This window comes from Bacillus sp. THAF10 (assembly GCF_009363695.1).
In the GTDB taxonomy this organism is placed as follows: Bacteria; Bacillota; Bacilli; order Bacillales; family Bacillaceae_I; genus Sutcliffiella_A.
In genome coordinates, this window is record NZ_CP045403.1 from 702,247 (window position 1) to 724,867 (window position 22,621).

Sequence of the window (22,621 nt, forward strand, 5' to 3'; positions counted from 1 at the left end):
TATATAGTATATAATTTGGAAATGCAGCGAAGATTTGTCAGCTTCGTATAAGCGCGACAACATCACAAATTTCTACCCAATCCTTTATATAATAATCAACAGGCATTTCTTAACGTCACAGCCTAAGATGGAGGCATGCAGTAATGAGTAAGGTTGAATTAGAACAAATTTGGGAGCGTTTTTATGGCCCAAATATGGGTTATGTGTATGACATGTATGAAAAATTTCAAGTTGACCCTGAAGCAGTGGACGGGTCTATTCGTGCGCTTTTTGAGGAGTTAGGAGCGCCTCCTGGAATGGATTCCATTTCCAGTACGGATGTCGGAGCTGCTGCTGGTAGTTCTCAGCAAACTGCACCACAAGCAGCAATTAAGAAGGTCATTGCTGCAAATAAGCTTTTGCGCAATATTCGTACGCTAGGTCACTTGGCTGCAAACATTAACCCAATGGAAAAAGAAATCCAATCAGACATTGGTTTCCTTGATATTGAAACGTACGGTTTAAACAAGGAAGACTTAGTGCAAATTCCAGTTGATCTTGTTTGGGAGGATGCTCCTGAAGCAATTTCTAACGCATGGGAGGCATACGAGCACCTCAAACGTATTTATACAGCGACCATCGCCTATGAATTTGGTCATATACATGATGAAGAGGAACAAAACTGGCTCAACTCTTATATTGAAAAGACAAGAATTGAGCGTCCGCTCACTAAGGAAAACCGTGTAGATCTATTAGAGAGATTAATAGCGGTTGATGGCTTTGAAAAATTCCTGCACAAAACATTCGTTGGTCAAAAACGATTTTCTATTGAAGGCTTAGACATGCTCGTTCCGATGTTTGATAAGCTCATTCAATCTGGCTGTGAGGACGGAACAAAGAACATCAGCATCGGTATGGCTCACCGTGGCCGCCTTAACGTGCTCGCTCATGTTCTTGGCAAGCCATATGAGTTAATTTTCTCTGAATTCCATCATTCACCAAACAAAGAACTCGTTCCATCTGAAGGCTCTCGCGGCATCAACTTCGGTTGGTCTGGAGACGTGAAATACCATATGGGTGCAGATCGTCAAGTAACAGGGGAAAAGGAGCAAATGGTTCGCATTAACCTTGCCCACAACCCAAGTCACTTAGAGTTTGTAAACCCTGTTGTTCAAGGAGTTGCCCGAGCATCTCAAGAGGATCGTTCTGAAAAAGGCTATCCAAAGCAAAATAAACAATCCTCCTTTAGTGTGCTAGTGCATGGGGATGCAGCATTCCCTGGTGAAGGGGTGGTAGCAGAAACGCTTAACCTAACCAAGCTAAAAGGATATGCAACAGGTGGAACAATCCATATTATTGCGAACAACATGCTTGGCTTTACAACAAACTACACGGATTCCCGTTCCACAAAATATGCAAGTGATCTGGCAAAGGGGTATGAAATCCCTGTCATTCACGTAAACGCAGATGATCCGGAAGCTTGTTTATCCGTCATGGTATTTGCATATGAATACCGCAAAAAATTCAAAAAAGATATCGTGATTGATCTCATTGGTTACCGTCGTTACGGACACAACGAAATGGATGACGCCAATGTCACGCAACCACTTTTATATGAAAAAATTAATAATCATCCAACCATCGCTGAAAAATATGGACAAGAACTGGTGTCACGCAGCATTTTAACGGATGAACAAGTAACAGCAAAGAAAACGGAGTTCATGCAAAAGCTACAAGAAATTTTTGATGAGCTTCGTAAAGAAGACGAGAACAATGTGAAGATTAAGCAGGTACCAAAGCCAATCAGTGACCAGGTTCCTGACTTAGACACAGCCGTTCCTGCAGATCTTTTAAAATCCATCAACAGCAATCTTGTAAAATACCCAGAAGGCTTTACCGTCTATCCAAAGCTTGGCCGTATTTTGAAAAAACGTGAAAGCTTGCTTGCAAATGACAACAAAGTAGATTGGTCGCTTGGCGAAACGCTAGCTTTCGCATCGATTCTTGCTGATGGAACGCCAATCCGTCTAACAGGACAGGATAGTGAACGTGGAACCTTCTCGCACCGTCATCTTGTACTGCATGACAACAAAACAGGAAACCGCTTCATTCCGCTTCATGAACTTCCAGAAGCAAAGGCGTCCTTGTCGCTTTACAACAGTGCCTTATCGGAAACAGCCGTTCTTGGTTTTGATTATGGATACAGCGTTCAATCTCCTGAGTCCCTAGTGATTTGGGAAGCGCAATTTGGTGATTTCGTTAACGTAGCTCAAGTTATTATTGATCAATTTATTGCATCTGGCCGTGCAAAATGGGGCCAAAAATCAAGCCTTGTCATGCTTCTGCCTCATGGCTATGAAGGACAAGGACCGGAGCACTCAAGTGGAAGAGTAGAGCGCTTCTTGAATTCGGCTGCGGAAAACAACTGGATCGTGGCAAACGTAACAAGTGCTGCGCAGTATTTCCATCTTTTAAGAAGACAAGCAAAGCTCACGACAAAAGAGGATGCAAGACCACTAATTGTCATGACACCAAAGAGCTTACTGCGTAATTCCATGACAGTTTCTGATCTATCAGAGTTAACAGATGGGCAATTCAAGCTGTTAGTAGAAGAACCGCGTACAGGTCAACATAAAGAAAAGGTGAAACGCCTAATTTTATGTACAGGAAAAGTGGCTGTAGATCTTGCAACAAAGGTGGAGGAAATGGGTGCTGAGTCTGTTGAAAACATCCACATCGCGCGTGTAGAGCAGCTTTATCCTTTCCCACAACAAGAAGTAGAAGCACTTGCAGCACAGTTCCCGAACTTAAAGGAAATGGTGTGGGTGCAAGAAGAGCCAAAGAACATGGGTTCATGGCCAGTTGTAAAAGCAAATCTGCATGAAATTGCTCAAGCTAACGTCTCTGTGGACTATATTGGACGTCCGAAACGTTCGAGCCCGGCAACAGGTGAACCTCATATTCATAAACAAGAACAAGCTTGGATTGTTGAAGATTCTTTGAACGTTAACAAAGGTCATGGAGGGGAAAACGAATGATTGAAATCAAAGTACCAGAACTAGCAGAATCCATCACAGAAGGCACAATTGCCGAATGGTTAGTAAAAACAGGCGACACAGTTGAAAAGGGAGAAACAATCGCAGAACTTGAAACAGATAAAGTAAACATTGAAATCAAAAGCGATCATAGTGGTGTGTTACAAGAGCTTCTAGCTGAGCCTGGTGATAACGTTGTCGTTGGTCAGGTTATCGCGAAGCTTGGTGAAGAAGGTGCTGCACCTGCGTCTGCACCAAAAACTGAAGAAGCATCTAAAGCAGAAGAGGCTACTCCAAAAGCGGAGGAAGCTCCTAAAGCAGAGCCAGCAAAAGAAGCACCTGCAGCTGAAAAATCAAAATCAAGAACAGTCGCTTCTCCAGCAGCACGTAAAAAAGCAAGAGAGCTAGGGATCGACTTAGACGAAATTTCCTTCCGTGACCCAATGGGCCGCGTTCGTGTGGAGGATGTAGAAGCGCACAAGCAAGCACAAAGCGCACCTGCTAAAAAAGAAGAGACGACTAAACCAGCGGCACCAGCTGCGAAACCTGCAGTACAAGAGGACGATCGTATTGAACGCGTGAAAATGTCCAGAAGACGTCAAACCATTGCGAAACGCTTAGTGGAAGCACAGCACACAGCAGCGATGCTCACAACCTTCAACGAAGTGGACATGACTGCGGTAATGGACGTTCGTAACCGCCGCAAGGATGCTTTCTTCAAAAAGAACGGCGTGAAGCTTGGTTTCATGTCCTTCTTCACAAAAGCAGTAATCGGCGCGCTTAAATCCTTCCCATTACTAAATGCGGAAATCCAAGGTGACGAAATCTTATTGAAAAAGTTTTATGACATCGGTGTAGCTGTATCAACAGAAGAAGGCCTTGTCGTTCCTGTTGTTCGCGACGCTGACAAGCTAAGCTTTGCAGGCATCGAAAAAGAAATCGGTGACCTTGGGAAAAAGGCTCGTGATAACAAACTAGGCTTAAAAGACCTACAAGGTGGCTCCTTCACCATCACAAACGGCGGAATCTTCGGCTCCCTGTATTCCACTCCTATCCTGAACACGCCTCAGGTTGGTATCCTTGGAATGCACACTATCCAACGCCGCCCGGTTGTAGTAGATGACAACGATACAGTAGAAGTAAGACCGATGATGTACATCGCTCTTTCCTACGATCACCGTATCGTCGACGGTAAAGACGCAGTTCAATTCCTTGTAAAAGTGAAGCAATTATTGGAAGATCCAGAAGACCTTTTATTAGAAGGTTGATTTTTGAGAAAGAGGACTTACCTTTGTGGTAGGTCCTCCTTTTTTATTAAGGTGGGGTTTGATTCTCTACCGTGAGGGGAGAAGGTTCGGTTGGTCGGAAAAGCAGGGGAATAGCACCCAACAAAGATGGTGGTTAATGGAATGACCAAGACCAAGCTGCTCCATGCCCAGAAAACTTAGAGATTAGCCAAAAAACGACCTTTTCTAATTCGAAAACCAACAAATGGAAACAAGTTTTCTGGAGATTATTGTCGGAAAACTAGCAATTCTATGAAAATATACAGTATAATCTACTTTATACAGATAATTGTTCAACAGACATTTGAGGGGGAACAGAAGCAATGAAGAAATACCTGACACTTTTATGCATGGCATTATTAGTAGTGGTAATGACTGCATGTACATCAGATGAAAAAGAAAACACAGAAGACAACAAACCAAATGACCATGAATTTGCAGAAGAAATTCCAGAAAGCGAAGCGGAAGAAAGCCAAGTACCTGTCGGAGAAACGGCACATACAGAGGGTGGTAGCTTTACTTATCATGCAAGGAACAACCGCTTAAAGCCAATTGAGACAGCAACTTACACCGTGGATTTTGACAAGGTTTCTGCCATCAGTGGAGAGCTTGCCGGTGGATTTAAAGAGTATCTTGGTGAAGATGAAATTGAATATATCCAACTAGATATTGAAGTGACAAATAAATCAGATGCAAACATTAATTTTGACGCTTATTCAGCTAAAATTGTGACAAGCACTGGAGAGACGATTGAAACTCCAAATCCGATGCTAAGTAGTCAAATAGAGGGGAAATTTGCCCCAGAAGAAATGAAGCAAGGATCGATTTTCTTTCTTTTAGAAAAATCAAAGGCAGAGGAAGTAGAATGGGTACAAATCATCATGAAGGCACCTTTGGATGAAAATAACAAAGAAATTGGAGAAGAATTAAATATTAAAGTGAAGCTATGAAAAGGAAAATGGCTGTCCAGAAAATTTCTGGACAGCTTTTTTGTGGTTCAATCGCGACAACCAAGGCAGCAATCACCAAGTGGTTGTCGCGCAACCGTTCCAATCCCGACAACCAGACTAGAAACCACCAACCGTTGTCTCAATTAGAATACAAAAATGCTCACTATAACCGTATTATGTCAGCGAAAGAAAAAACAGCTTCTTAGGATAATACGAAGGTTCGATTTTATCAGTGCAATCCACCCATACGACGTTCTTCGCTTTCCTTTCAGCATTCTCATTTACTTCCTGTTCCATTTCAAGCATCAGCTTTCGTGCAGCTTCGACAGGAATGTTAAAATGCTCTGCTGCTAGGTGATATGGGTGCTGGTGCAAAAGTAATTCATAATACTGTTCTGGAGATTGGGCTTGCTGCTCGTAGGAATGCTCAATATCTCGAACAAAGTTATAGAATAATTTTTTTTCTGGCGGTAAGGTTGCCAGGCTGCAATTCACTAAGTAGTTATATAGGCTTGCTTGCATACTACCACTCCATTCACAAACTACGATTCATTACCAGCTTGCTTTTTTCACGCCTGGAATTTGCCCTTTGTGTGCATACTCGCGAAAGGCGATACGGGACATGTTGAATTTGCGGATGTAGCCTCTTGGTCTTCCGGTTACTTCACAACGATTTTTTAAACGTGTTGGGGAAGAGTCGCGTGGCAGCTTGCGCAATCCTTCCATGTCTCCCTTAGCCTTTAACTCTCTACGAATTTCTGCGTATTGTTCCACTAACTGTTGGCGCTTTTTTTCTTTTGCCACTTTTGATTTCTTTGCCATAGATGCACACTCCTTCTAAAATACAAATAGTAATCATTACGATTTATAACTACCATTCAATCATAGAATTATATAAATTGCAATTCTTAATCTAACAAATAAATTATTTTTTACTACCTTCACTCATGAATGGTATAATATACACTAGACGATTTTTTACGTGAATAGCCTTTACATATATGACGGAGTGATGATATCAAATGCAAATGCGGACGCGTTTAATTAAAAGCATCCCAAACATGTTTACGCTTGGGAATTTATTTTGTGGATTTTTATCTATAGGATTCGCTGCAAGTGGAGAGTATAGCAATGCAGCGATTTTGATTTTAATAGGAATGATGCTTGACAGTATGGATGGTCGGCTTGCGCGGATGCTCAATGCTGATGGGGAGCTTGGAAAAGAGCTGGACTCTCTTGCGGATGTGGTGACGTTTGGAGTGGCGCCATCTTTCCTTATTTACTATACTTATTTTTTCCAATTTGGTTTTCTTGGCCTATCCATTGCGGCCTTGTTTCCTTTGTTTGGAGCATACAGGCTTGCAAGATTTAATATTAATGCAACAAAGTCCACTGGTAAGTATTTTACCGGTGTACCAATTACAGCAGCAGGTGGAATTTTGGCGTTGTTAACGCTATTTGGAAACTTTATTCCACAGATTGTGACAACGGTCATTTTTACCGCGTTCTGTTTCTTGATGATTAGTAAAATTAAGATTCCAAGCTTTAAGGATGTTCCTCTTCCGAAGTACGGAACCATTGTAACACTGTTTATTGGGGCGTCCTTGTTTATGATTTATAAAGGAACCTATGCGCAGTATCCATATTTAATCTATCTTGCCCTTCCTCTCTATATCGCGTACCTTGCCTACCGTTTTGTGAAGGTTCGTGGGAAAAATAAACGAGAGACTGATTAGCATTGTGCTGTTACGCACAATGCTTTTTTTGTGCTTTTGAAAAACTATCTAAATTTTCTAATAAATTTTATGTATACTAGAAGAAGGACAATGTAATGGGAGGGAATTCATATGAAACGTAACTTTTTCACAGAGGACCGCCATCTTCAAGAACTGTTAAAAAAGTATCTTGATCCCGCGTTTTATCAATGGGCAGAACAGGAATTAACGCTATTTGGAGAAAGCTGTGCAAATGAGATTGACGAACGGGCACTACATACCGATCGAGAAGGTCAACCACGTCTTATCAAATATAACAAAATGGGTGAGGATATTTCTGAGGTTTGGGTAAACGAAGGGTATAAGAAAACGGTGGAGGAAACATATAACAGGGGGATTGTTGGGTATGTGCACAAGGATATTCCGGAGCTTGGAAGCAAAGGAAGCTATCTTTATTCCTATGCGCAAGGCTATCTGCTTTCCCAAACAGAGCCAGGCTTTTATTGTCCAGTTACCCTTACGATGGCAACCGCGTACTTACTCGACCATTATGCTAATGAAGAGGTAAAAGAAAAGTTCTTGCCGCACGTGATTTCCACGGGAGAAGTAGAGCTTTTTGAAGGAGCGACTTTTTTAACAGAAAGACAGGGCGGTTCGGATGTTGGGGCAAATGAGACAACGGCTGTGCCTGATTTAGAAGGAAGCACGTATTTACTTACTGGGGAAAAATATTTTGCTTCCAATGCCGGTCAATGTGGAGTGGCGATGGTCCTTGCGAGAATGGAAGGGGCACCAAAAGGAACAAAAGGATTGAGCCTTTTTGCTGTGCCGTGGCGGAATGAGGACGGTAGTTTAAATGGGATTGAAATCAGACGACTGAAGGATAAACTTGGGGTAAGGGCTGTGCCATCTGCAGAGGTATTATTTCAAAATGCGAAAGCCTATCTTGTTGGAGAGCCCTCTAAGGGAATCTATTATATGATGGAGGCGCTGAATCTTTCCCGTGTGTGTAACGCAATTGCATCCATCGGTATCATGCAGCGAGCCTATTCGGAGGCCTTCCGTTATGCAGAAGAAAGGGTGACATTTGGTGATCAGCTTATTAATTTTCCAATGATCCGGGAGTCACTCGTTGATTTAGCGGTAAAAAAGGAAGTGGAAACAAGCGCGTTGTTTGAGCTTGTTGCGCTTTTCGATAAGGTGATGAGGAAGGAAGAGAAGGTAACGGAGGAAGAGAGTGTCCTTCATAGGCTCTTGATTGCCTTATTGAAAAAAGAAACAGCTGAACAGGCGGTTCATTTTTCGCATGAGGCGATTGAACTTCATGGAGGAAATGGTTACATTGAAGATTTCGTCACACCAAGATTGCTCCGCGATGCCCAGGTTCTGACGGTATGGGAAGGGACCGCTAATATCCTTGGGATGGAAGTATGGAGGTTAATGGCTAGATTTAAAGTGGACCGAATTTTTATAGATTCTATGAAAAAGAGGCTGGCAGCAGTACAAGTAGAAAACGAGTGGAAGAGGCCAGTGGAGGAGGCGCTTATCAGTCTGCAAGAAATCTGTGATTTTACTAGAAGCACAAGTTCTGATGTACAAGGCGTCTATTCGAAAAAAATAGCGGAACTGATGGTGAAGATTTTTGAAAGTGTTGTAGTGTTGGAGGAGGCAGCTGTTGGATCGGAGAGGGAGTTAGCCAAAGCAGAGCTATATCTTCAAATTACTTGGAAGGAATCTCACACTTGGATTGATAAAGAAAACAAGAAGCTTCGCTATTTTGATGTACTAATAAAGGGACGGTCCTCCTGCTTCCATTAAGGAAGTGGGAGAGCCGTCCCCTTGCTTTAGGCTATTTTTTTATCCTCTTTTAGGTTTGGTACGTTACGATACTTTACAATTTGGCTAACATACCATGAGAGTACAATGAGTGTCAGAAGCGATCCAATCATAAGGGAGATTCCATAGTCTAATGCGAACCCTTCTGGTGCGTAGAAGAGGTAGGTTGTCACCACTCCTGTCATAAAGATTGCGGGTGCTCCTGCTATCCAATGGAATTTATGCTCCTTCAACAGATAGGACGTCGCTGTCCACAGCATCACTGTTGCCACAAGTTGATTGGTCCAGCCAACATATCTCCATAGGAAGGTATAATCAATGGTCGCTAAGTAGAACGCTGGTATAGCAAGAAGAAGCGTGACCATTAATACCTTCCCTTTTCCTTTCATATTAAAGAACTTCGAGAAAACCTCCGTTAAAATCATGCGAGACGAACGAAGCGCTGTGTCCCCGGTTGTAATTGGTAGGATGATAACTCCTAAGATTGCAAGAATGCCTCCAAAGGTACCAAGCAAGGAAATAGAGATTTCATTGACAACAAAGGAAGGTCCACCTGTTGCCAGTGCTTCCCCAAGACCGCCGGTTCCATTAAAGAAGGTCATGCCAGCAGCTGCCCAAATTAATGCGATGACTCCTTCTGTTACCATCGCTCCATAAAAGATTTTGCGGCCATCGGATTCTTTTTTCATCGTACAAGCAACAATCGGACTTTGTGTACAATGAAAGCCAGAAATTGCTCCACAAGAGATGGTAACCATCAATAACGGCCAAATTGGCAGCTCTTGCGGATGTAAATTAGCGAAGGTCAAGTTGGGAATTTGCTTGCCGGTAAATAAAAGCGAGACAGCGATGGCTAATGCCATAAATAATAGAATGCCACCAAGCAACGGATAGATTTTTCCAATCACGCGATTGACTGGTAAGATGGTGGCAAGAACAAAGTATCCAAAAATAACAACTAGTGCGGCAACAAAGCTTAAGGGTGTCAACTGAGCAATCAGCTGGGCTGGTCCGGCTGTAAAAGCAGCGGCTACAAGCACCATCAACACTAACGAGATAACATAAATGCATGCTTTAACTGTGTTTCCTAAATATTTTCCGACAATGGCAGGAAACTGTGCCCCTTTATGGCGAAGGGATAGCATGCCGGAAAAATAATCGTGAACAGCACCGGCAAAAATACAGCCCACAACAATCCAGATAAAGGCTACCGGACCATATAAGGCGCCCATGATGGCCCCGTAAATGGGTCCTAGGCCTGCAATGTTTAATAATTGTATTAAGTTGCCTTTCCACCAAGGCATTGGTACAAAGTCAAAATTATCTTGTTGCGTATAAGCAGGAGTAGGTTGCTGATCATTAATGCCAAAAACCCGCTCCACGAATTTGGCATAAAAGATATATCCTAAAATAAGAAAAATGATGGCGCCGAAAAAAGTAATCATGCTGCTCTCCTCCTGTTTATGTGGGGTAAAAGTAATAATTTCAAACATTTTAACACGTTTAAGTGAAAAAACAACAGATTGTTCTGAAAAATTTAAACCTTTTGTAAAATAAACGGGTGTTTTCGCAAACTATGTCACTTTCGCGTATTTTGGAGCATCGCGATATCAACGTGTCTGTCGTGCTCTTTTCATAAAAACCAAATAATGATTGTTCAAGTTTTATGCCTTTTTGCTAAAAAGTTCAAAAACCGACTTTTTTCTTGTTACTAACAACAATTTTTTAGAAAAAAGCCAAATAAAACGATTTCATGTCGTAATATAAGAAGGTTTGAAGGTAGGAGTGTACTTGTTTGATTATGCCTAGAGGATGGAATACAATTAATCAGATTAATCTAGGAAGGAGCAGCATTGTGTACCTTACCGTAAAAGAAACTGCAGAATATCTCTCTTGTTCAGAGGGTGCTGTCAAAAAAATGATTCAGGAAAAGAAAATTCGCGCGCTATATGATGGTAGCGATTATATGATTAATAAAGAGCAGTTTGAGACACATTTAAAGCAAATGGAAAAATATATGAGGCTAGTGGAAGAGGTGAAAAACGAACCCCTTCCAGAGGATATCGATATAAAAGATGAGGATTGAAGGAGGAAAAACGATGGTTCATACAGAAACTGCAAGTGCAGAGCAGGCTGTAGAAGTTCGATTGCAGCAGCATAAGCAATTTTTTGCTGCAGGAAAAACAAAGGATATTAATTTTCGTTTAAAACAGCTCAGTATTTTAAAGAATGCCATAAAGGAATACGAAGAGCCACTAATGGATGCCCTAAAAAAGGATTTAGGAAAATCAATTTTTGAAGCATATGGATCAGAAGTGGGTTATGTATTAGACAGTATTGGTCATTTTATGAAGCATTTAAAAAGCTGGGCTAAAGTGAAAAAAGTGAAAACCCCGTTCGTTCATGCTGGGTCGAAAAGCCATATTTACCAGGAACCATATGGAACCGTTCTTATTGTTGGTCCTTTCAACTACCCATTTCAATTAGTGATGGAGCCTTTAATTGGCGCCATTGCTGCTGGAAACTGTGCAGTTTTGAAGCCTTCAGAGTTCACTCCCACTGTGTCAGGTGTGATGGCAAAAATGATAGGAGAGCATTTTGATGAAGCCTATATTAGTGTGATGGAAGGAGCAAGGGAAGAAACATCTGCGCTTATTCAAGCGCCATTTGATTACATCTTTTTTACAGGCAGTGTAGAGGTCGGGAAAATTATCATGCAGGCAGCAGCAAAGAGACTTGTGCCTGTGACACTGGAGCTTGGAGGGAAAAGTCCTTGTATCGTTCATAAGGATGCCAATTTAGAGGTTGCAGCTAAGCGAATTGCCTGGGGTAAATTTATGAATGCAGGACAAACCTGTGTGGCACCAGATTATCTATTTGTGCATGAGGATATAAAGGAAGCCTTTCTTCAAGCATTGAAAAAAGTCATCAAGGAATTTTATGGAGAACATCCTGAGCAGAGTAAGGATTATGGAAGAATAGTAAATAGAAAACATTTTGACAGATTGGCTTCTCTCCTAAATTCAGAAAAAATCACCTCTGGAGGTAATTTGCTACCAGAAGAACGCTACATCGAGCCGACCGTAATGGACGGAGTGGACTGGGAGGATATGGTCATGCAGGAGGAGATTTTCGGTCCAATACTACCTGTATTAGAGTATAAGGAACTTCCTGATGCTATTCGCCAAATTAATGATCAACCAAAACCTCTAGCGTTGTATTTGTTCACAGAAAATAGTGAGGTGGAGGAGAAGGTGATAAATGGGACTAGCTTTGGTGGTGGATGTGTAAATGATACGGTTACTCATATCACGAATCCTTATCTCCCTTTTGGTGGAGTGGGAACTTCCGGAATGGGAGCATATCATGGCAAAAAAAGCTTTGAAACATTTTCCCATCAAAAAAGCGTGATGAAAAAAAGCACCAAAATCAATTTGAGCTTTCTCTATCCTCCTTATTCGGATAAAAGCATTAATTTACTAAAAAGAGTAATGAAGTAATAGGAAAAAATATATAGTGAAATAGTAAGTCTTGCACGTTTTCTTTCTATGTTTTCTGTGTTAATATTTAGACAGACGAAATATTAACATGGTTGCGGACTGTTTTACTAGCGGAAATGGATCTTCAGTTTTGGAGATTCTTTTCTTTTTTTAGGTGTTATTTCCGATGTGGATTTCCGCAAAATGGCACAGTGTCCTGCGGGGCGATTTGTAAGCTTCCTTGGCTTTCGCCTGTGAGGTCTCCAGTCGATCGCTTTATTCCCGATGGAGTCTGCGCCATTTGCTCCAATCTACAGATGGAAACCATTTTTTACTGATTTTTATTTTTAGCAGCATGATAGCAGGAGCGTGTGAGCATGGTACCAATACAGAAAAAAGAAATATTATGGACAAAATCATTTATAATGCTGATGATTGGGAATTTATTTGTCTTTATGTCCTTTCAAATGTTAATTCCTACCCTTCCGCCTTATATCAAATCTTTAGGAGCAACAGGTTTTGAGATTGGACTGGTGACCGCGTTATTTTCTATAGGTGCGGTACTAAGCCGGCCATTTATCGGTTATATGCTTGAATATAAGGTAAGAAAGCCACTAGTACTCATTGGTGCAGTGGCCCTCCTTTTAATAACCATTATTTATCCGTTGTCGCAAATCGTGGTCATTTTCTTGTTGTTCCGTTTTGTTCATGGGTTGGCATGGGGATGGTCGACAACGGTGAATGGGACAGCAGCAGTGGATGTGATTCCGCGCTCCCGCCTAGGTGAGGGTATGGGCTACTATGGATTGTCGATTACAATTGGGATGATCATTGCCCCAAGCCTTGGGATTTATCTTTATCAAGTAACGACCTTTTCCAATCTAATCATCGTATCTGGTGTCCTAGGTGTAATTGCTTTATTTTTGCTGGCAATTGTAAACTACCAAACTCCTGAATCGGTGAAGAAGGTGAAAAAGGAAGATTTGAAGTTTTCCTACTTTGGTTCTCTTATCGAAAAGAACGGATGGTACCCAGCATTCATCACTCTTGTTGCGACGTTTGGGTACGGTTCCATCGTGACATTTATCGTCATATTCGGTGAGGAAAGAGGAATTGATCAAATTTTTCTTTTTTATTTAGTGAATGCTATTATGGCTTCCTTGTCACGTCCAATAGCTGGGAAGTGGTTTGACAATCATGGTCCTAGAGGGCTTGTGCTTCTTTGTATGCTGTTGGCCTTTGTTGGGATGTGGGTGCTTTCCTTTGCACACTCTAACCTGTTCATCATTTTAGCGGGGGCATTGTTTGGAGTTGGTTTTGGTTCTTTAATTCCAACGTTACAGTCCTGGACTTTGTCGATGACGCCGGAAAACCGTCGTGGTGTTGCCAACGGTATGTTTTTCTCTTCCATTGATCTAGGAATTGGACTTAGTGGCGTTGTTTTTGGTCTGCTCGCACAATTTGTACAAACAGCGACGCTTTTTCAAATTTCAAGTATCTTTCTCTTAGCAGCGATGGTGTTTGCTTGGGTTGAAGGCAGGCGAAGAAAACGAGAGCTCCTAGAAGAGATGAGAGAGGGAGCATAACCTTGACGCGTTATTTCTGGTATAGCCAGAAATAACGTTTTTTTTTGGTTGTTTAGGAAATTATAAAAAATATGTCTGTGGATATCTGGAACAAAAGTTGCAGCGTCCAGCTCCATGCGCCAGCGACTAGCAAACTTCCCTCGCCTCCTTACGATAAGGCAACATCGAAACGCTAACGCTCTTCGTGTTTTCTTTATCTCATACGGCTCAGTCCAGTTTGTACGTCGCAAAACGGGCGCATTGCGCTTTTGTTCTTGAATTTTACATTGAAGTGCCAATTTTTTCACTTGAAAAATTATTATTGATATATTCTGTATTTTTAGGTATTTTTTTATGTGAAGCTATTTATTATGCAATTCTAGCTAATCTCAAATTTAGCAGGGGGACGTATGTTGAAAAAGGACTTTTTTGAACAGTTGTTCTACCAAAGTAGCATTGCACAACTTTTATTTTCAGAAGATTATGAAGAAAAGATAGCGAATGAGGCTTTTTATACACTTACAGGCTATTCACAAGGAGAATTGACTGTGGAGTATTTACAAAAGCTTCTACATGGATTAAATGTAAAAAATCAAACACAAGCAACCATTCCCACGAAAAATGGAAAGAGCAAGGTTTGTTTGATTCACAAGGAAGAGATAACACCGAGTGTTTCTCCGAAAATTTTTCATCTCCAACTTACAGATATAACCGAAAAAGCACATAGAGAAAGAATTATTCACTTAATAGCGGACCATTCTCAGGATGTTATTAACCTTCATCGACTGGATGGCTCTTACATTTATACATCCCCAGCTGTGAAGGAAGTCATAGGCTATGAACCTCATGAAATGATAGATAAGCTACCACATGATTTTATTCATGAAGAGGATGTTACCCATTGTATTGAAAAACATATGGAGCTATTGGAGAAAAAGGGACCCGTGATGATGACCTACCGTTTAAAAAGAAAAGATGGCGCCTATGTTTGGTTGGAATCTGCTGTGAAGCCAATTGTGAATGAAACAACAGGGGAAGTCTCAGAAATTATTTCAATTTCGCGGAATATCGAGAGCAGAATGAAGGCAAGTGAACTTCTTGAGAAATCAAAAAAACTCGCTATCATTGGCAGAATGTCAGCAGCACTAGCCCATGAGGTTCGTAATCCCCTCACGCCGATCAAAGGCTTTATTCAGCTTTTTCAAGCAACGAAAGAGTATAACGAGGAGTATGGGAAAATTATTTTAACGGAGTTAGAAAGGGTAGAAAACATCATTTCTGAATTTTTGACCTTGTCAAAGCCTCACCATGAGAGGGTGGGTGAAGTTGACATCGTAGGAACTGTAAAGAAGGTCATCAGGCTATTAAAAACAGAAGCATTGTTGGAAAATAAAACGATTCAATTTATATATGATTCAAAAGAGAAATTCTTCATTCAGGGTGACCTAACTACGGTTAAACAGGTGTTTGTCAATGTCATTCAAAATGCTTTAGACGCCATTTCGGCAAAAACTGGTCTTATCACTATAATTGTGGAAAAGGGTCAGGAGAAAAATGTTTGCATTAAAGTGAGGGATAATGGGTCTGGCATTGAAAAAGACCGTCTTTCGATGCTAGGAGAGCCTTTTTATTCAACAAAGGAAAAAGGAATAGGCTTAGGGTTGATGACAAGCTTTCGCATTATTGAAAACCATAAAGGAAAAATTGCTTTTACTAGTGATTTAGGAAAGGGAACAGAGGTTAGCATTCACCTGCCCCTGATGACATCCCTTTCTACACCAAGCCCGCAGCTTTGATAATAGATGCCTGCGGGTTATTCTTTATTCTTTTCCATTTCTTCCATCGTCTCTAGCAAAAGGTCAGGTCGATTGGTGAGGATACCGTCTGCCCCTTTTTCTAGGAGAAGGCGCATCGTTGGCTTGTCATCAATAGTCCAATAGTGTACCTGTATCCCGCTTCGTTGTGCATCCCAAATGAGCCGTTTATAGGTCAAATCAAGTATACTTTCTTGCAAGGGCATCTGAAAGGCATCGACACTTGGCGCATAGAGACTTCTAGCAAAAAGCTTGTGGAATATTACAAAGCTAGTAATCTCTTGTCTTCCGCCAACTAAGGCAACCTGTCCTTTTGCATAGGATTGAAAGGTAGACAAAATGTCCTGGTCAAAAGAAGCAACAAGCAAGGAGTCCTGACGATTGTATTGTTGCGTGAGCTCCCAAAGTTTACGAGAGATTTCTTCATATTTTTCGGGAGGATTCGTATCTTTTATTTCGATTTCTATTCGCGTATTAGGAAAGGCTTCAAACATTTCTTCTACGGTTGGTATGGTAACCTCTTTTCCACGAAAGCTGGTAGCTCCCTCTAAATCGACAAAATGATAGCCAGCATCAAGCTCTTTAATCTCTGCAAGGGTCAAATCGGCGACGTTGCCAGTTCCGTCTGTTGTGCGGTCCACAGTCGGATCATGAATGGCAACCAGATGTCCATCCTTTGTTATATGAATATCTGTTTCTAGCACGTCAACTCCCATTTCGACTGCTTGCTCAAAAGCGGCCATGGTGTTAGATGGCGCGAGGAGTTCTCCACCTTGATGGGCAATCACCAATGGTTTTCCATTGTTTTCAAAAAAAGGCTTCACTGTATTTTTGTTTAAGGGCATAAAGGTGAGTAGCAACCCCACTAACCCAAGTCCGCAAGTGATGAATCCTAATGCTGCAAAGCCGCTTCGTTTTTTGTGTGTTTTCTTTCTCGATGGAATCGAAATTTCTGCCATTTCTTGATCCCCCTATTTTTCTCTTTTAAAAGGGCTCTTTTCTAAAAGGTTGTTGCTATAAACCTGGGTAAAGTCTGATTTAGATTTTTACCAATCTTTATACGAAGAAAATTTGCCACATGTTCTAATCTTCTTCCACGAAAAGAGCACGACCGCAGCGTTGATTACGGGTGTCTTCATAATACGCAGTAGCAACAAAGTTTAAGAAAACAGCCTTTAGAATAAGTATAAAATATTCAGAAAACAATAGGAAGAGAAAAAACACCATGCAATCTTCGGGCATGGTGTCTTAATTTATTTTTTGATTCCAAATGTGTTGGCGATATCTTCTACAAGATCTTGTCGTTTGTATTCGTGATAAAGTCCCATGGAAAGGCGTGTTGGACATCCGAAGAAAAAGCGCTCATATAAGGTTTGTCTCGAGCCAAATGCACTCATGCTCACGTCCCAAGCCAAGCGGAATAGCTTTACCCGTGAGGGAGCTTCCATGGTGGCGGATTGCAAGTACAGATTTATGTCTTCCCGAACGGGAGAGGAGAAATCCGCCTCAGTTGGAATAGAGACAAGGCCACTGGCACCAAGCAGCTGCAGGATTTCAATCAGCCTTGGGTATATCTTTGGATACTGTACTATGGCAACCGACAGAGGGGTGACATCTGGTACCATTGTGCCGTGCTTATCAGGCTTTGCATTCGCTTCTGAGGCAAGAAGAAGTGCTTTATGGTTTTCAAGTGCTACAATAATTTCACTTATTTTTTCTTTGACATGACCATATTCACCAATAGCGATGGAATCTACGATTAGCTGAGCTACCCCAAGAATGAACTCCGTCTTTACAATCTGCCGTGAGACAACCTGATGCGTTACAAGTGGTTTGAAATTACTGAAGGAAAACAGCTTGTTTGCTACTTCAATATTTTCGGCAACAAACACTCTTTCCCAAGGGACTAGGACGTGATCCATTACAACGATAGAATCCATTTCCTCAAAACGAGAACCCAATGGGTGGTTAAAGGAGGAGGTATCGTAAGAAAATGATTCCCTACAAATGAATTTGAGTCCTTCCGTGTTGCTGGGAATGCTAAACGCAAATGCATAGGGCTCTTCAAACATTTTTAGTCCAGAGGTAGATACAATGATTTCATCCGTGATACCGCCCTGTGTAGCGAGAAGGCGAGCTCCTTTAATGACAATCCCTTCTGATTTTTTTTCGACAATACGTGCCGTGATTATGTCATCATCATCCTCATAATACATGGAGGAGCGGTTAACCTGTGGGGAAATGAATGTATGAGTAAAAGATAGATCGTGTTGCTGTGCATATTCATAGAAGTTTTTTAAACGTTTAGGAAACTCTGGACCTTGTTCAGCAAGAAGGTGAGCGGAAGAGGCGAGTGCCATGAGAGTGGTGTTTTTGTAGTCAGGTGTGCGTCCCATCATCCCAAAGGTAGATTTGGCCCATAGCTGCACCATTTTGCGTCTTTTTTCAAGGTCCTCCTTTGTTTTAGGTGTCATAAAAGAGGTTCCCGTAAGTTCCCCAGTTGTTTTAGAAACAAATGTCATCAAATCTCGTAGCCGCTCTTCGTTTTGCATATCATACAGGGCCGCCTGGCTTTTCATCACTCCTGAGAAAGCAGGGTGTTCAGAAATTTTTCCCTTAATTCTCTCCCCGTTATACCATACATTTGCTTTAAGTGAATCAATTCTATCAAGGTATTGTTTGCCTGTAATAATTGCCACTTTTATCACCCTTTGCCCAGATTACTTGTAACAATGTATGCAAGAGAGATTGTCTGATTTACACCTATGCCCATGGTTCATTGAGAAGGGAAAGAAAAGCATGATATAGTAGGAACAACTAGGTCGGAGGTGCAGGATGATTCAAAAAGTGAAAGAATTAGACACCCCATCATTATTATTAGATAAGAAAAAACTATGGACTAATATCGAGAAGATGAGTCAGTTTGCCAACGAGCATAACGTTAAACTTCGTCCCCATATCAAAACTCATAAATCGGTAGAGATTGCAAAGCTACAGCTTGCCTATGGAGCAACAGGGATTACCACTGCAAAAATAGCAGAAGCAGAAGTGATGGCAGAGGCAGGTATTCGTGATATGTTAATTGCCTACCCAATCTCCAGTTCTCAAAAAATAGGGCGGGTACTTGGATTGTTGAACAAAGGTGTAGACTTAAAAATTGCCGTCGACAGTCTTGAGCAAATCAAACTGCTTCAAAAGGGCTTAGAAAAAAGTGGTCATCGTCTCGAGGTTTGGATTAAAGTGGATTCCGGATTAAATCGTTGTGGAGTAAAGCCCGGACGTTCAGCTGCCGAGCTTGCGCAAGCAATAGTATTTTTATCATCCTTAACACTAGGCGGAATCTTCACTCATGCTGGACATTCTTATGGAGCAAAAAACCATGAGGAACAAGAGCGTATCGCTTTACAAGAAGCAGAAGCAGTTCTGCAAAGTGCAGAGGCGTGTGAAAAAGCGGGAATTTCAATCCCTGTTCGAAGTGTTGGTTCTACACCAACGTATCGGCTTTCAGGCAAGATTTCTGGTATCACCGAGGTTCGTCCGGGAAATGCCGTCTTTTTTGATGCGATCCAGGTTGGCTTAGGTGTTGCGGGCATCGAGGAGTGTGCTTTGAGTGTACTTACATCCGTAGTTGGTGTACATGAGGACAGGGTTGTTATTGATGCCGGTAGTAAAACGTTGTGTCTTGATAAAGGTGCACATGGGTTAGATTCTGTAAAAGGCTATGGCCATGTGGTTGGTCATCCTGAATTAATCATCGAACGGCTGTCAGAAGAGCATGGGGTGATTACATTTTCCTCCAAACCTGATATCAAGTTGAATGATAAGCTTTTGATTGTTCCAAACCATGCATGTACGGTGGCAAATATGTTTGATGAATATATTGTTATTGAAGGGGAGGATGTGGTGAATAGATGGAGAGTTGATGCGCGAGGCATGCGGACATAAATAACAAGGTGCCACAGTCTAACGTGTGGCACCTTGTTGATTTTATTCAGAAGCATATACGGCTGCAAGTTCGTCCCAGTAAGTACAAAGTGCTAAAAGTCCTTTGTCGAAGTTTTTCAACTTGAAGTTTTCGTTTGGTGCATGCACATTGTCTGACGGGAGGCCAAAGCCCATCAGGACAATTGGTGCTTGAAGCTCTTGGTCAAGTGTGGATACGATTGGTAGCGAGCCTCCTCCTCTTGTAAAGGAGGTCGGTACGTGCCACACCTTTTCCAATGCACGCCCAGCTGCTTGAATGGCAGGGTGATGAAACGGTGTGACAAATGGTGCTCCTTTATCAAAAAGCGAGACAGTTACTTCTACGCCGGTTGGAGTGTGTTTATTTACATGCTCCTGTAGCAGTGCGAGCATTTCATCAGGGTCTTGGTCAGGCACTAATCGGCAGGTGATTTTTGCATGCGCTTCTGAAGGAAGAACCGTTTTTATGCCTTCTCCTTGAAAGCCGCCATACACTCCATTGACTTCAAGCGTCGGACGAACCCAAACTCGCTCGAAAAAAGTATAATCCTTTTCGCCGTAAAACTCTTCCACCCCAACCTCTTGCTTGACTGCTGGTTCATTAAAGCCAAGGTTCTTAAAGGCGGTTCTCTCATCATCTGAAAGAGGAACGACCTTATCATAGAAGCCGTCGACTGTGACAACCCCATCTCCATTGTGGAAGGATTGCAAAATTTCAACAACAGCATGGATGGGGTTTGCTATTGCTCCCCCGTAAAGACCGGAGTGGAGATCGCGCTTCGGTCCTTTTACATCAAGCTGAAAGCCGCACATTCCCCTTAGCCCATAACAGATGGTTGGTTTGTCCTCTTCCACCATAGACGTATCGGAAACGACAATGATATCTGCGGCCAGCATCTCTTTTTTTTCTGCGATAAATGCAGGCAGGTTTGGACTGCCGACCTCTTCTTCTCCCTCAATACAAAATTTAAAATTGAACGGAAGGGTGCCCGTTGTTGCCAGTACAGCTTCTAATGCTTTGATATGCATAAAGGTTTGCCCTTTGTCATCACTTGCACCGCGAGCATAGATGCTGTCAGCACGTACTTCTGGCTCAAAAGGAGGTGTCTCCCATAGATGCATAGGATCAACTGGTTGTACGTCATAGTGGCCATAGATTAATACGGTTGGTTTATCCGGAGCTTTTAACCATTCCCCATAAACAATCGGATGGCCCTTTGTTTCGAATAAGGTGACCTGTTCCATGCCAAGTGTTCGAAGACTATTTGCGATCCATTCTGCAGCCTGCCTTGTGTCACTCTTATGGGCAGGTAATGCGCTGATGCTTGGGATCGTCAATAGACTTTTTAGTTCTTCCAAATGCTTTTCTCGATGCTCTTTTAAATAGGTGGAAATAGTCGCTGTTGTCATATATGTACCCCTTCCTCTTTAAACACAGGTCGTTTTCTGTGCTGTGTTGCTTGCTCGTAACCAAAGGCGATTTGTATAAGTGTGCTTTCTTCAAATGCCCTTGCTGTAAAAGTGACAGCAAGTGGTTTGTTTTCTTTTGTATATCCAGCTGGTACGGTGATAGATGGATAGCCAGCTTTTGCTGGGATGGCACAGCCATAGTAATGAGGAGTCAAAATGGCATCAAGTTGATGCTCTGTCATAATCCGGTCGATTCCATCCTCTCTTGTTCGGTAGATATCCTTTTCTCTGCTATGAATATAGGCTGATTCTGTCAAGGTTCCACTGTACCTTTCGCTTTCCTCTAACACTGTTTGCTCATGTTTTAGCATGCGTTTTTTATCATCATTGTTAAAAGAAATAAGGTCCTTCAGACTTTTAATCGGTACGTTTGGACCTGTTTTCTGTAAATAGGCGTTTAATGCCGGTTTGAACTCAAAAAATAAGGTGTTATAATCCCATTTATCTTTGGCATAAGGTAAATCAATCGGGTCAATGATGGTCGCACCTTGCTCTTTCATTGTCAGTAGTGCTTGTTCCATTAGCGCTATTTCTTCTTCTTTTAATTCGTTAAAATACGGATCTCTTGCGACACCAATTCTTTTCCCTTTTAAGCCATCCTTCCGTAAAAAGGAGGTATAATCGATGCCAGGGTTCGGGTTAGAGAGGGTGGCGGTATCGTTTTGATCTGTACTCGTGAGCGCGCTCAATAGGATGGCAGCATCTTGTACTGTTCGGGTCATGGGACCAGCAGTATCCTGACTAACGGAAATAGGAATGATACCTCGCCGGCTTAGAAGTCCTACGGTTGGCTTGATTCCAACGATCGAGTTGGAAGCTGCCGGACTTAAAATGGACCCAGATGTTTCCGTCCCGATTGCTGCTGCAGCAAATCCACACGCAATAGCAGCACCAGAACCACTGCTTGACCCACCAACATCGAAAATTCCTGGACCATAAGGGTTTAGTACCTGTCCACCTCTAGAACTGTAGCCATTGGGCATGTTTTGTGTCATAAAATTAGCCCATTCTGTTAGGTTCGTTTTTCCTAGGATAATTGCTCCCGCTTCTCGAAGTTGCGTCACAATGCTCGCGTCCTCTTGTGCAATATTATTTTCCAACGCAAGAGAGCCCGCACTTGTGTGTAACATATCTGCTGTGTCAATATTGTCCTTTAAGAGGATGGGGATGCCATGAAGAGGTCCACGTGCCCCGTTTTGCTTTCTTTCTAGGTCAAGCGCTTCTGCGATGTGAACGGCATCAGGGTTCACCTCAAGGACGGAATTAATTGTGGATGCATTCTTGTCATACTGACTTATGCGATGCAAGTACATCAGAACCAAATCCTTTGACGAAAGCGCACCTGTTTCCATTGCTTCCTGTAGCATTTCAATGGTAGCCTCAGGTAACCATGTATCCACTATACTTGCGAGCTTTGGATGGTACATCGAACATTGCCTCCTTCGAAGAATAATTACATATTTTCACTTATAATAATAATTCAAACTATTTAAAAAACATAGCAAAAAAGGTATGATAAGAGAAGAAAA

General features: G+C 42.0%; 17 protein-coding genes. 10 read left to right on the forward strand and 7 right to left on the reverse strand.

Going from position 1 to position 22,621, the window contains the following annotated elements:
• The first annotated feature begins 143 nt into the window (after positions 1-143).
• The 3 genes from FIU87_RS03825 (at position 144) to FIU87_RS03835 (ending at position 5,250) form a co-directional block, all read left to right on the forward strand.
• Entirely contained in the window at positions 144-3,017 is a 2,874-nt protein-coding gene (locus tag FIU87_RS03825) for a 2-oxoglutarate dehydrogenase E1 component (protein ID WP_152443365.1), read from the forward strand.
• Positions 3,014-4,282: a 2-oxoglutarate dehydrogenase complex dihydrolipoyllysine-residue succinyltransferase gene (gene odhB, locus FIU87_RS03830; RefSeq protein ID WP_152443366.1), complete on the forward strand. Its 1,269-nt coding sequence runs from the start codon at positions 3,014-3,016 to the stop codon at positions 4,280-4,282. The genes FIU87_RS03825 and odhB overlap by 4 nt, the downstream gene beginning before the upstream one ends.
• A 341-nt stretch (positions 4,283-4,623) precedes the next feature.
• Entirely contained in the window at positions 4,624-5,250 is a 627-nt protein-coding gene (locus tag FIU87_RS03835; protein WP_152443367.1) for a hypothetical protein, read from the forward strand.
• Between the two features lie 174 nt (positions 5,251-5,424).
• Here the strand turns inward: FIU87_RS03835 and FIU87_RS03840 are convergent, their stop codons facing one another.
• Together FIU87_RS03840 and rpsN are read right to left on the reverse strand one after the other, a co-directional pair.
• Positions 5,425-5,772 carry a hypothetical protein gene (locus FIU87_RS03840; RefSeq protein ID WP_152443368.1) on the reverse strand — a complete coding sequence of 116 codons (348 nt, stop codon included), beginning with the start codon at positions 5,770-5,772 and terminating at the stop codon, positions 5,425-5,427.
• Positions 5,773-5,802: 30 nt separating this feature from the next.
• Positions 5,803-6,072, reverse strand: coding sequence for a 30S ribosomal protein S14 (gene rpsN / locus FIU87_RS03845; protein WP_152443369.1), 270 nt, complete (start codon positions 6,070-6,072; stop codon positions 5,803-5,805).
• A 200-nt stretch (positions 6,073-6,272) separates the two neighbouring features.
• Here rpsN and pssA point away from each other — a divergent pair, with 200 nt between their 5' ends.
• Both pssA and FIU87_RS03855 read left to right on the forward strand, forming a co-directional pair.
• Positions 6,273-6,986: a CDP-diacylglycerol--serine O-phosphatidyltransferase gene (gene pssA / locus FIU87_RS03850; RefSeq protein ID WP_152443370.1), complete on the forward strand. Its 714-nt coding sequence runs from the start codon at positions 6,273-6,275 to the stop codon at positions 6,984-6,986.
• A 111-nt stretch (positions 6,987-7,097) separates the two neighbouring features.
• A complete protein-coding gene (locus tag FIU87_RS03855) occupies positions 7,098-8,783 on the forward strand; it encodes an acyl-CoA dehydrogenase family protein (protein ID WP_152443371.1) in 1,686 nt (561 codons plus the stop codon).
• Between the two features lie 26 nt (positions 8,784-8,809).
• On the opposite strand, the gene FIU87_RS03860 is transcribed toward FIU87_RS03855, so the two are convergent.
• Positions 8,810-10,246 carry a carbon starvation CstA family protein gene (locus tag FIU87_RS03860; protein WP_152443372.1) on the reverse strand — a complete coding sequence of 479 codons (1,437 nt, stop codon included), beginning with the start codon at positions 10,244-10,246 and terminating at the stop codon, positions 8,810-8,812.
• Positions 10,247-10,656: 410 nt separating this feature from the next.
• On the opposite strand from FIU87_RS03860, the gene FIU87_RS03865 reads away from it, so the two are divergent.
• The 4 genes from FIU87_RS03865 (at position 10,657) to FIU87_RS03880 (ending at position 15,641) form a co-directional block, all read left to right on the forward strand.
• Positions 10,657-10,887, forward strand: a complete 231-nt coding sequence (locus FIU87_RS03865) for an excisionase family DNA-binding protein (protein ID WP_152446402.1) — start codon at positions 10,657-10,659, stop codon at positions 10,885-10,887.
• A gap of 13 nt (positions 10,888-10,900) precedes the next feature.
• The gene (locus FIU87_RS03870) at positions 10,901-12,301 is read left to right on the forward strand and encodes an aldehyde dehydrogenase (protein WP_152443373.1); all 1,401 of its coding nucleotides are present in this window, start codon (positions 10,901-10,903) and stop codon (positions 12,299-12,301) included.
• A 356-nt stretch (positions 12,302-12,657) separates the two neighbouring features.
• On the forward strand, positions 12,658-13,866 hold the full coding sequence (locus tag FIU87_RS03875; RefSeq protein WP_152443374.1) for an MFS transporter: 1,209 nt from the start codon (positions 12,658-12,660) through the stop codon (positions 13,864-13,866).
• A 389-nt stretch (positions 13,867-14,255) separates the two neighbouring features.
• Entirely contained in the window at positions 14,256-15,641 is a 1,386-nt protein-coding gene (locus FIU87_RS03880; RefSeq protein WP_152443375.1) for a PAS domain S-box protein, read from the forward strand.
• Between the two features lie 17 nt (positions 15,642-15,658).
• On the opposite strand, the gene FIU87_RS03885 is transcribed toward FIU87_RS03880, so the two are convergent.
• A complete protein-coding gene (locus FIU87_RS03885; protein ID WP_152443376.1) occupies positions 15,659-16,618 on the reverse strand; it encodes a glycerophosphodiester phosphodiesterase family protein in 960 nt (319 codons plus the stop codon).
• 294 nt (positions 16,619-16,912) lie between these two features.
• Positions 16,913-18,358: a 4-hydroxyphenylacetate 3-monooxygenase, oxygenase component gene (gene hpaB, locus FIU87_RS03890; protein ID WP_152443377.1), complete on the reverse strand. Its 1,446-nt coding sequence runs from the start codon at positions 18,356-18,358 to the stop codon at positions 16,913-16,915.
• Between the two features lie 136 nt (positions 18,359-18,494).
• Between hpaB and FIU87_RS03895 the strand changes: the two genes are divergently transcribed.
• Complete coding sequence (locus FIU87_RS03895; protein WP_152443378.1) at positions 18,495-19,604, forward strand: D-TA family PLP-dependent enzyme; 1,110 nt, start codon at positions 18,495-18,497, stop codon at positions 19,602-19,604.
• 42 nt (positions 19,605-19,646) lie between these two features.
• On the opposite strand, the gene FIU87_RS03900 is transcribed toward FIU87_RS03895, so the two are convergent.
• The gene (locus tag FIU87_RS03900; protein ID WP_152443379.1) at positions 19,647-21,032 is read right to left on the reverse strand and encodes a dipeptidase; all 1,386 of its coding nucleotides are present in this window, start codon (positions 21,030-21,032) and stop codon (positions 19,647-19,649) included.
• Positions 21,029-22,519, reverse strand: a complete 1,491-nt coding sequence (locus tag FIU87_RS03905; RefSeq protein ID WP_152443380.1) for an amidase family protein — start codon at positions 22,517-22,519, stop codon at positions 21,029-21,031. The genes FIU87_RS03900 and FIU87_RS03905 overlap by 4 nt, the downstream gene beginning before the upstream one ends.
• Positions 22,520-22,621: the final 102 nt, after the last annotated feature.

What these genes read in the sequence shown, in the direction of transcription:
- FIU87_RS03825 (WP_152443365.1), top strand. Translation starts at nt 144, where the DNA reads ATGAGTAAGGTTGAATTAGAACAAATTTGGGAGCGTTTTTATGGCCCA.
- odhB (WP_152443366.1), top strand. Translation starts at nt 3,014, where the DNA reads ATGATTGAAATCAAAGTACCAGAACTAGCAGAATCCATCACAGAAGGC.
- FIU87_RS03835 (WP_152443367.1), top strand. Translation starts at nt 4,624, where the DNA reads ATGAAGAAATACCTGACACTTTTATGCATGGCATTATTAGTAGTGGTA.
- FIU87_RS03840 (WP_152443368.1), bottom strand. Translation starts at nt 5,772, where the DNA reads ATGCAAGCAAGCCTATATAACTACTTAGTGAATTGCAGCCTGGCAACC.
- rpsN (WP_152443369.1), bottom strand. Translation starts at nt 6,072, where the DNA reads ATGGCAAAGAAATCAAAAGTGGCAAAAGAAAAAAAGCGCCAACAGTTA.
- pssA (WP_152443370.1), top strand. Translation starts at nt 6,273, where the DNA reads ATGCAAATGCGGACGCGTTTAATTAAAAGCATCCCAAACATGTTTACG.
- FIU87_RS03855 (WP_152443371.1), top strand. Translation starts at nt 7,098, where the DNA reads ATGAAACGTAACTTTTTCACAGAGGACCGCCATCTTCAAGAACTGTTA.
- FIU87_RS03860 (WP_152443372.1), bottom strand. Translation starts at nt 10,246, where the DNA reads ATGATTACTTTTTTCGGCGCCATCATTTTTCTTATTTTAGGATATATC.
- FIU87_RS03870 (WP_152443373.1), top strand. Translation starts at nt 10,901, where the DNA reads ATGGTTCATACAGAAACTGCAAGTGCAGAGCAGGCTGTAGAAGTTCGA.
- FIU87_RS03875 (WP_152443374.1), top strand. Translation starts at nt 12,658, where the DNA reads ATGGTACCAATACAGAAAAAAGAAATATTATGGACAAAATCATTTATA.
- FIU87_RS03880 (WP_152443375.1), top strand. Translation starts at nt 14,256, where the DNA reads ATGTTGAAAAAGGACTTTTTTGAACAGTTGTTCTACCAAAGTAGCATT.
- FIU87_RS03885 (WP_152443376.1), bottom strand. Translation starts at nt 16,618, where the DNA reads ATGGCAGAAATTTCGATTCCATCGAGAAAGAAAACACACAAAAAACGA.
- FIU87_RS03895 (WP_152443378.1), top strand. Translation starts at nt 18,495, where the DNA reads ATGATTCAAAAAGTGAAAGAATTAGACACCCCATCATTATTATTAGAT.
- FIU87_RS03900 (WP_152443379.1), bottom strand. Translation starts at nt 21,032, where the DNA reads ATGACAACAGCGACTATTTCCACCTATTTAAAAGAGCATCGAGAAAAG.
- FIU87_RS03905 (WP_152443380.1), bottom strand. Translation starts at nt 22,519, where the DNA reads ATGTACCATCCAAAGCTCGCAAGTATAGTGGATACATGGTTACCTGAG.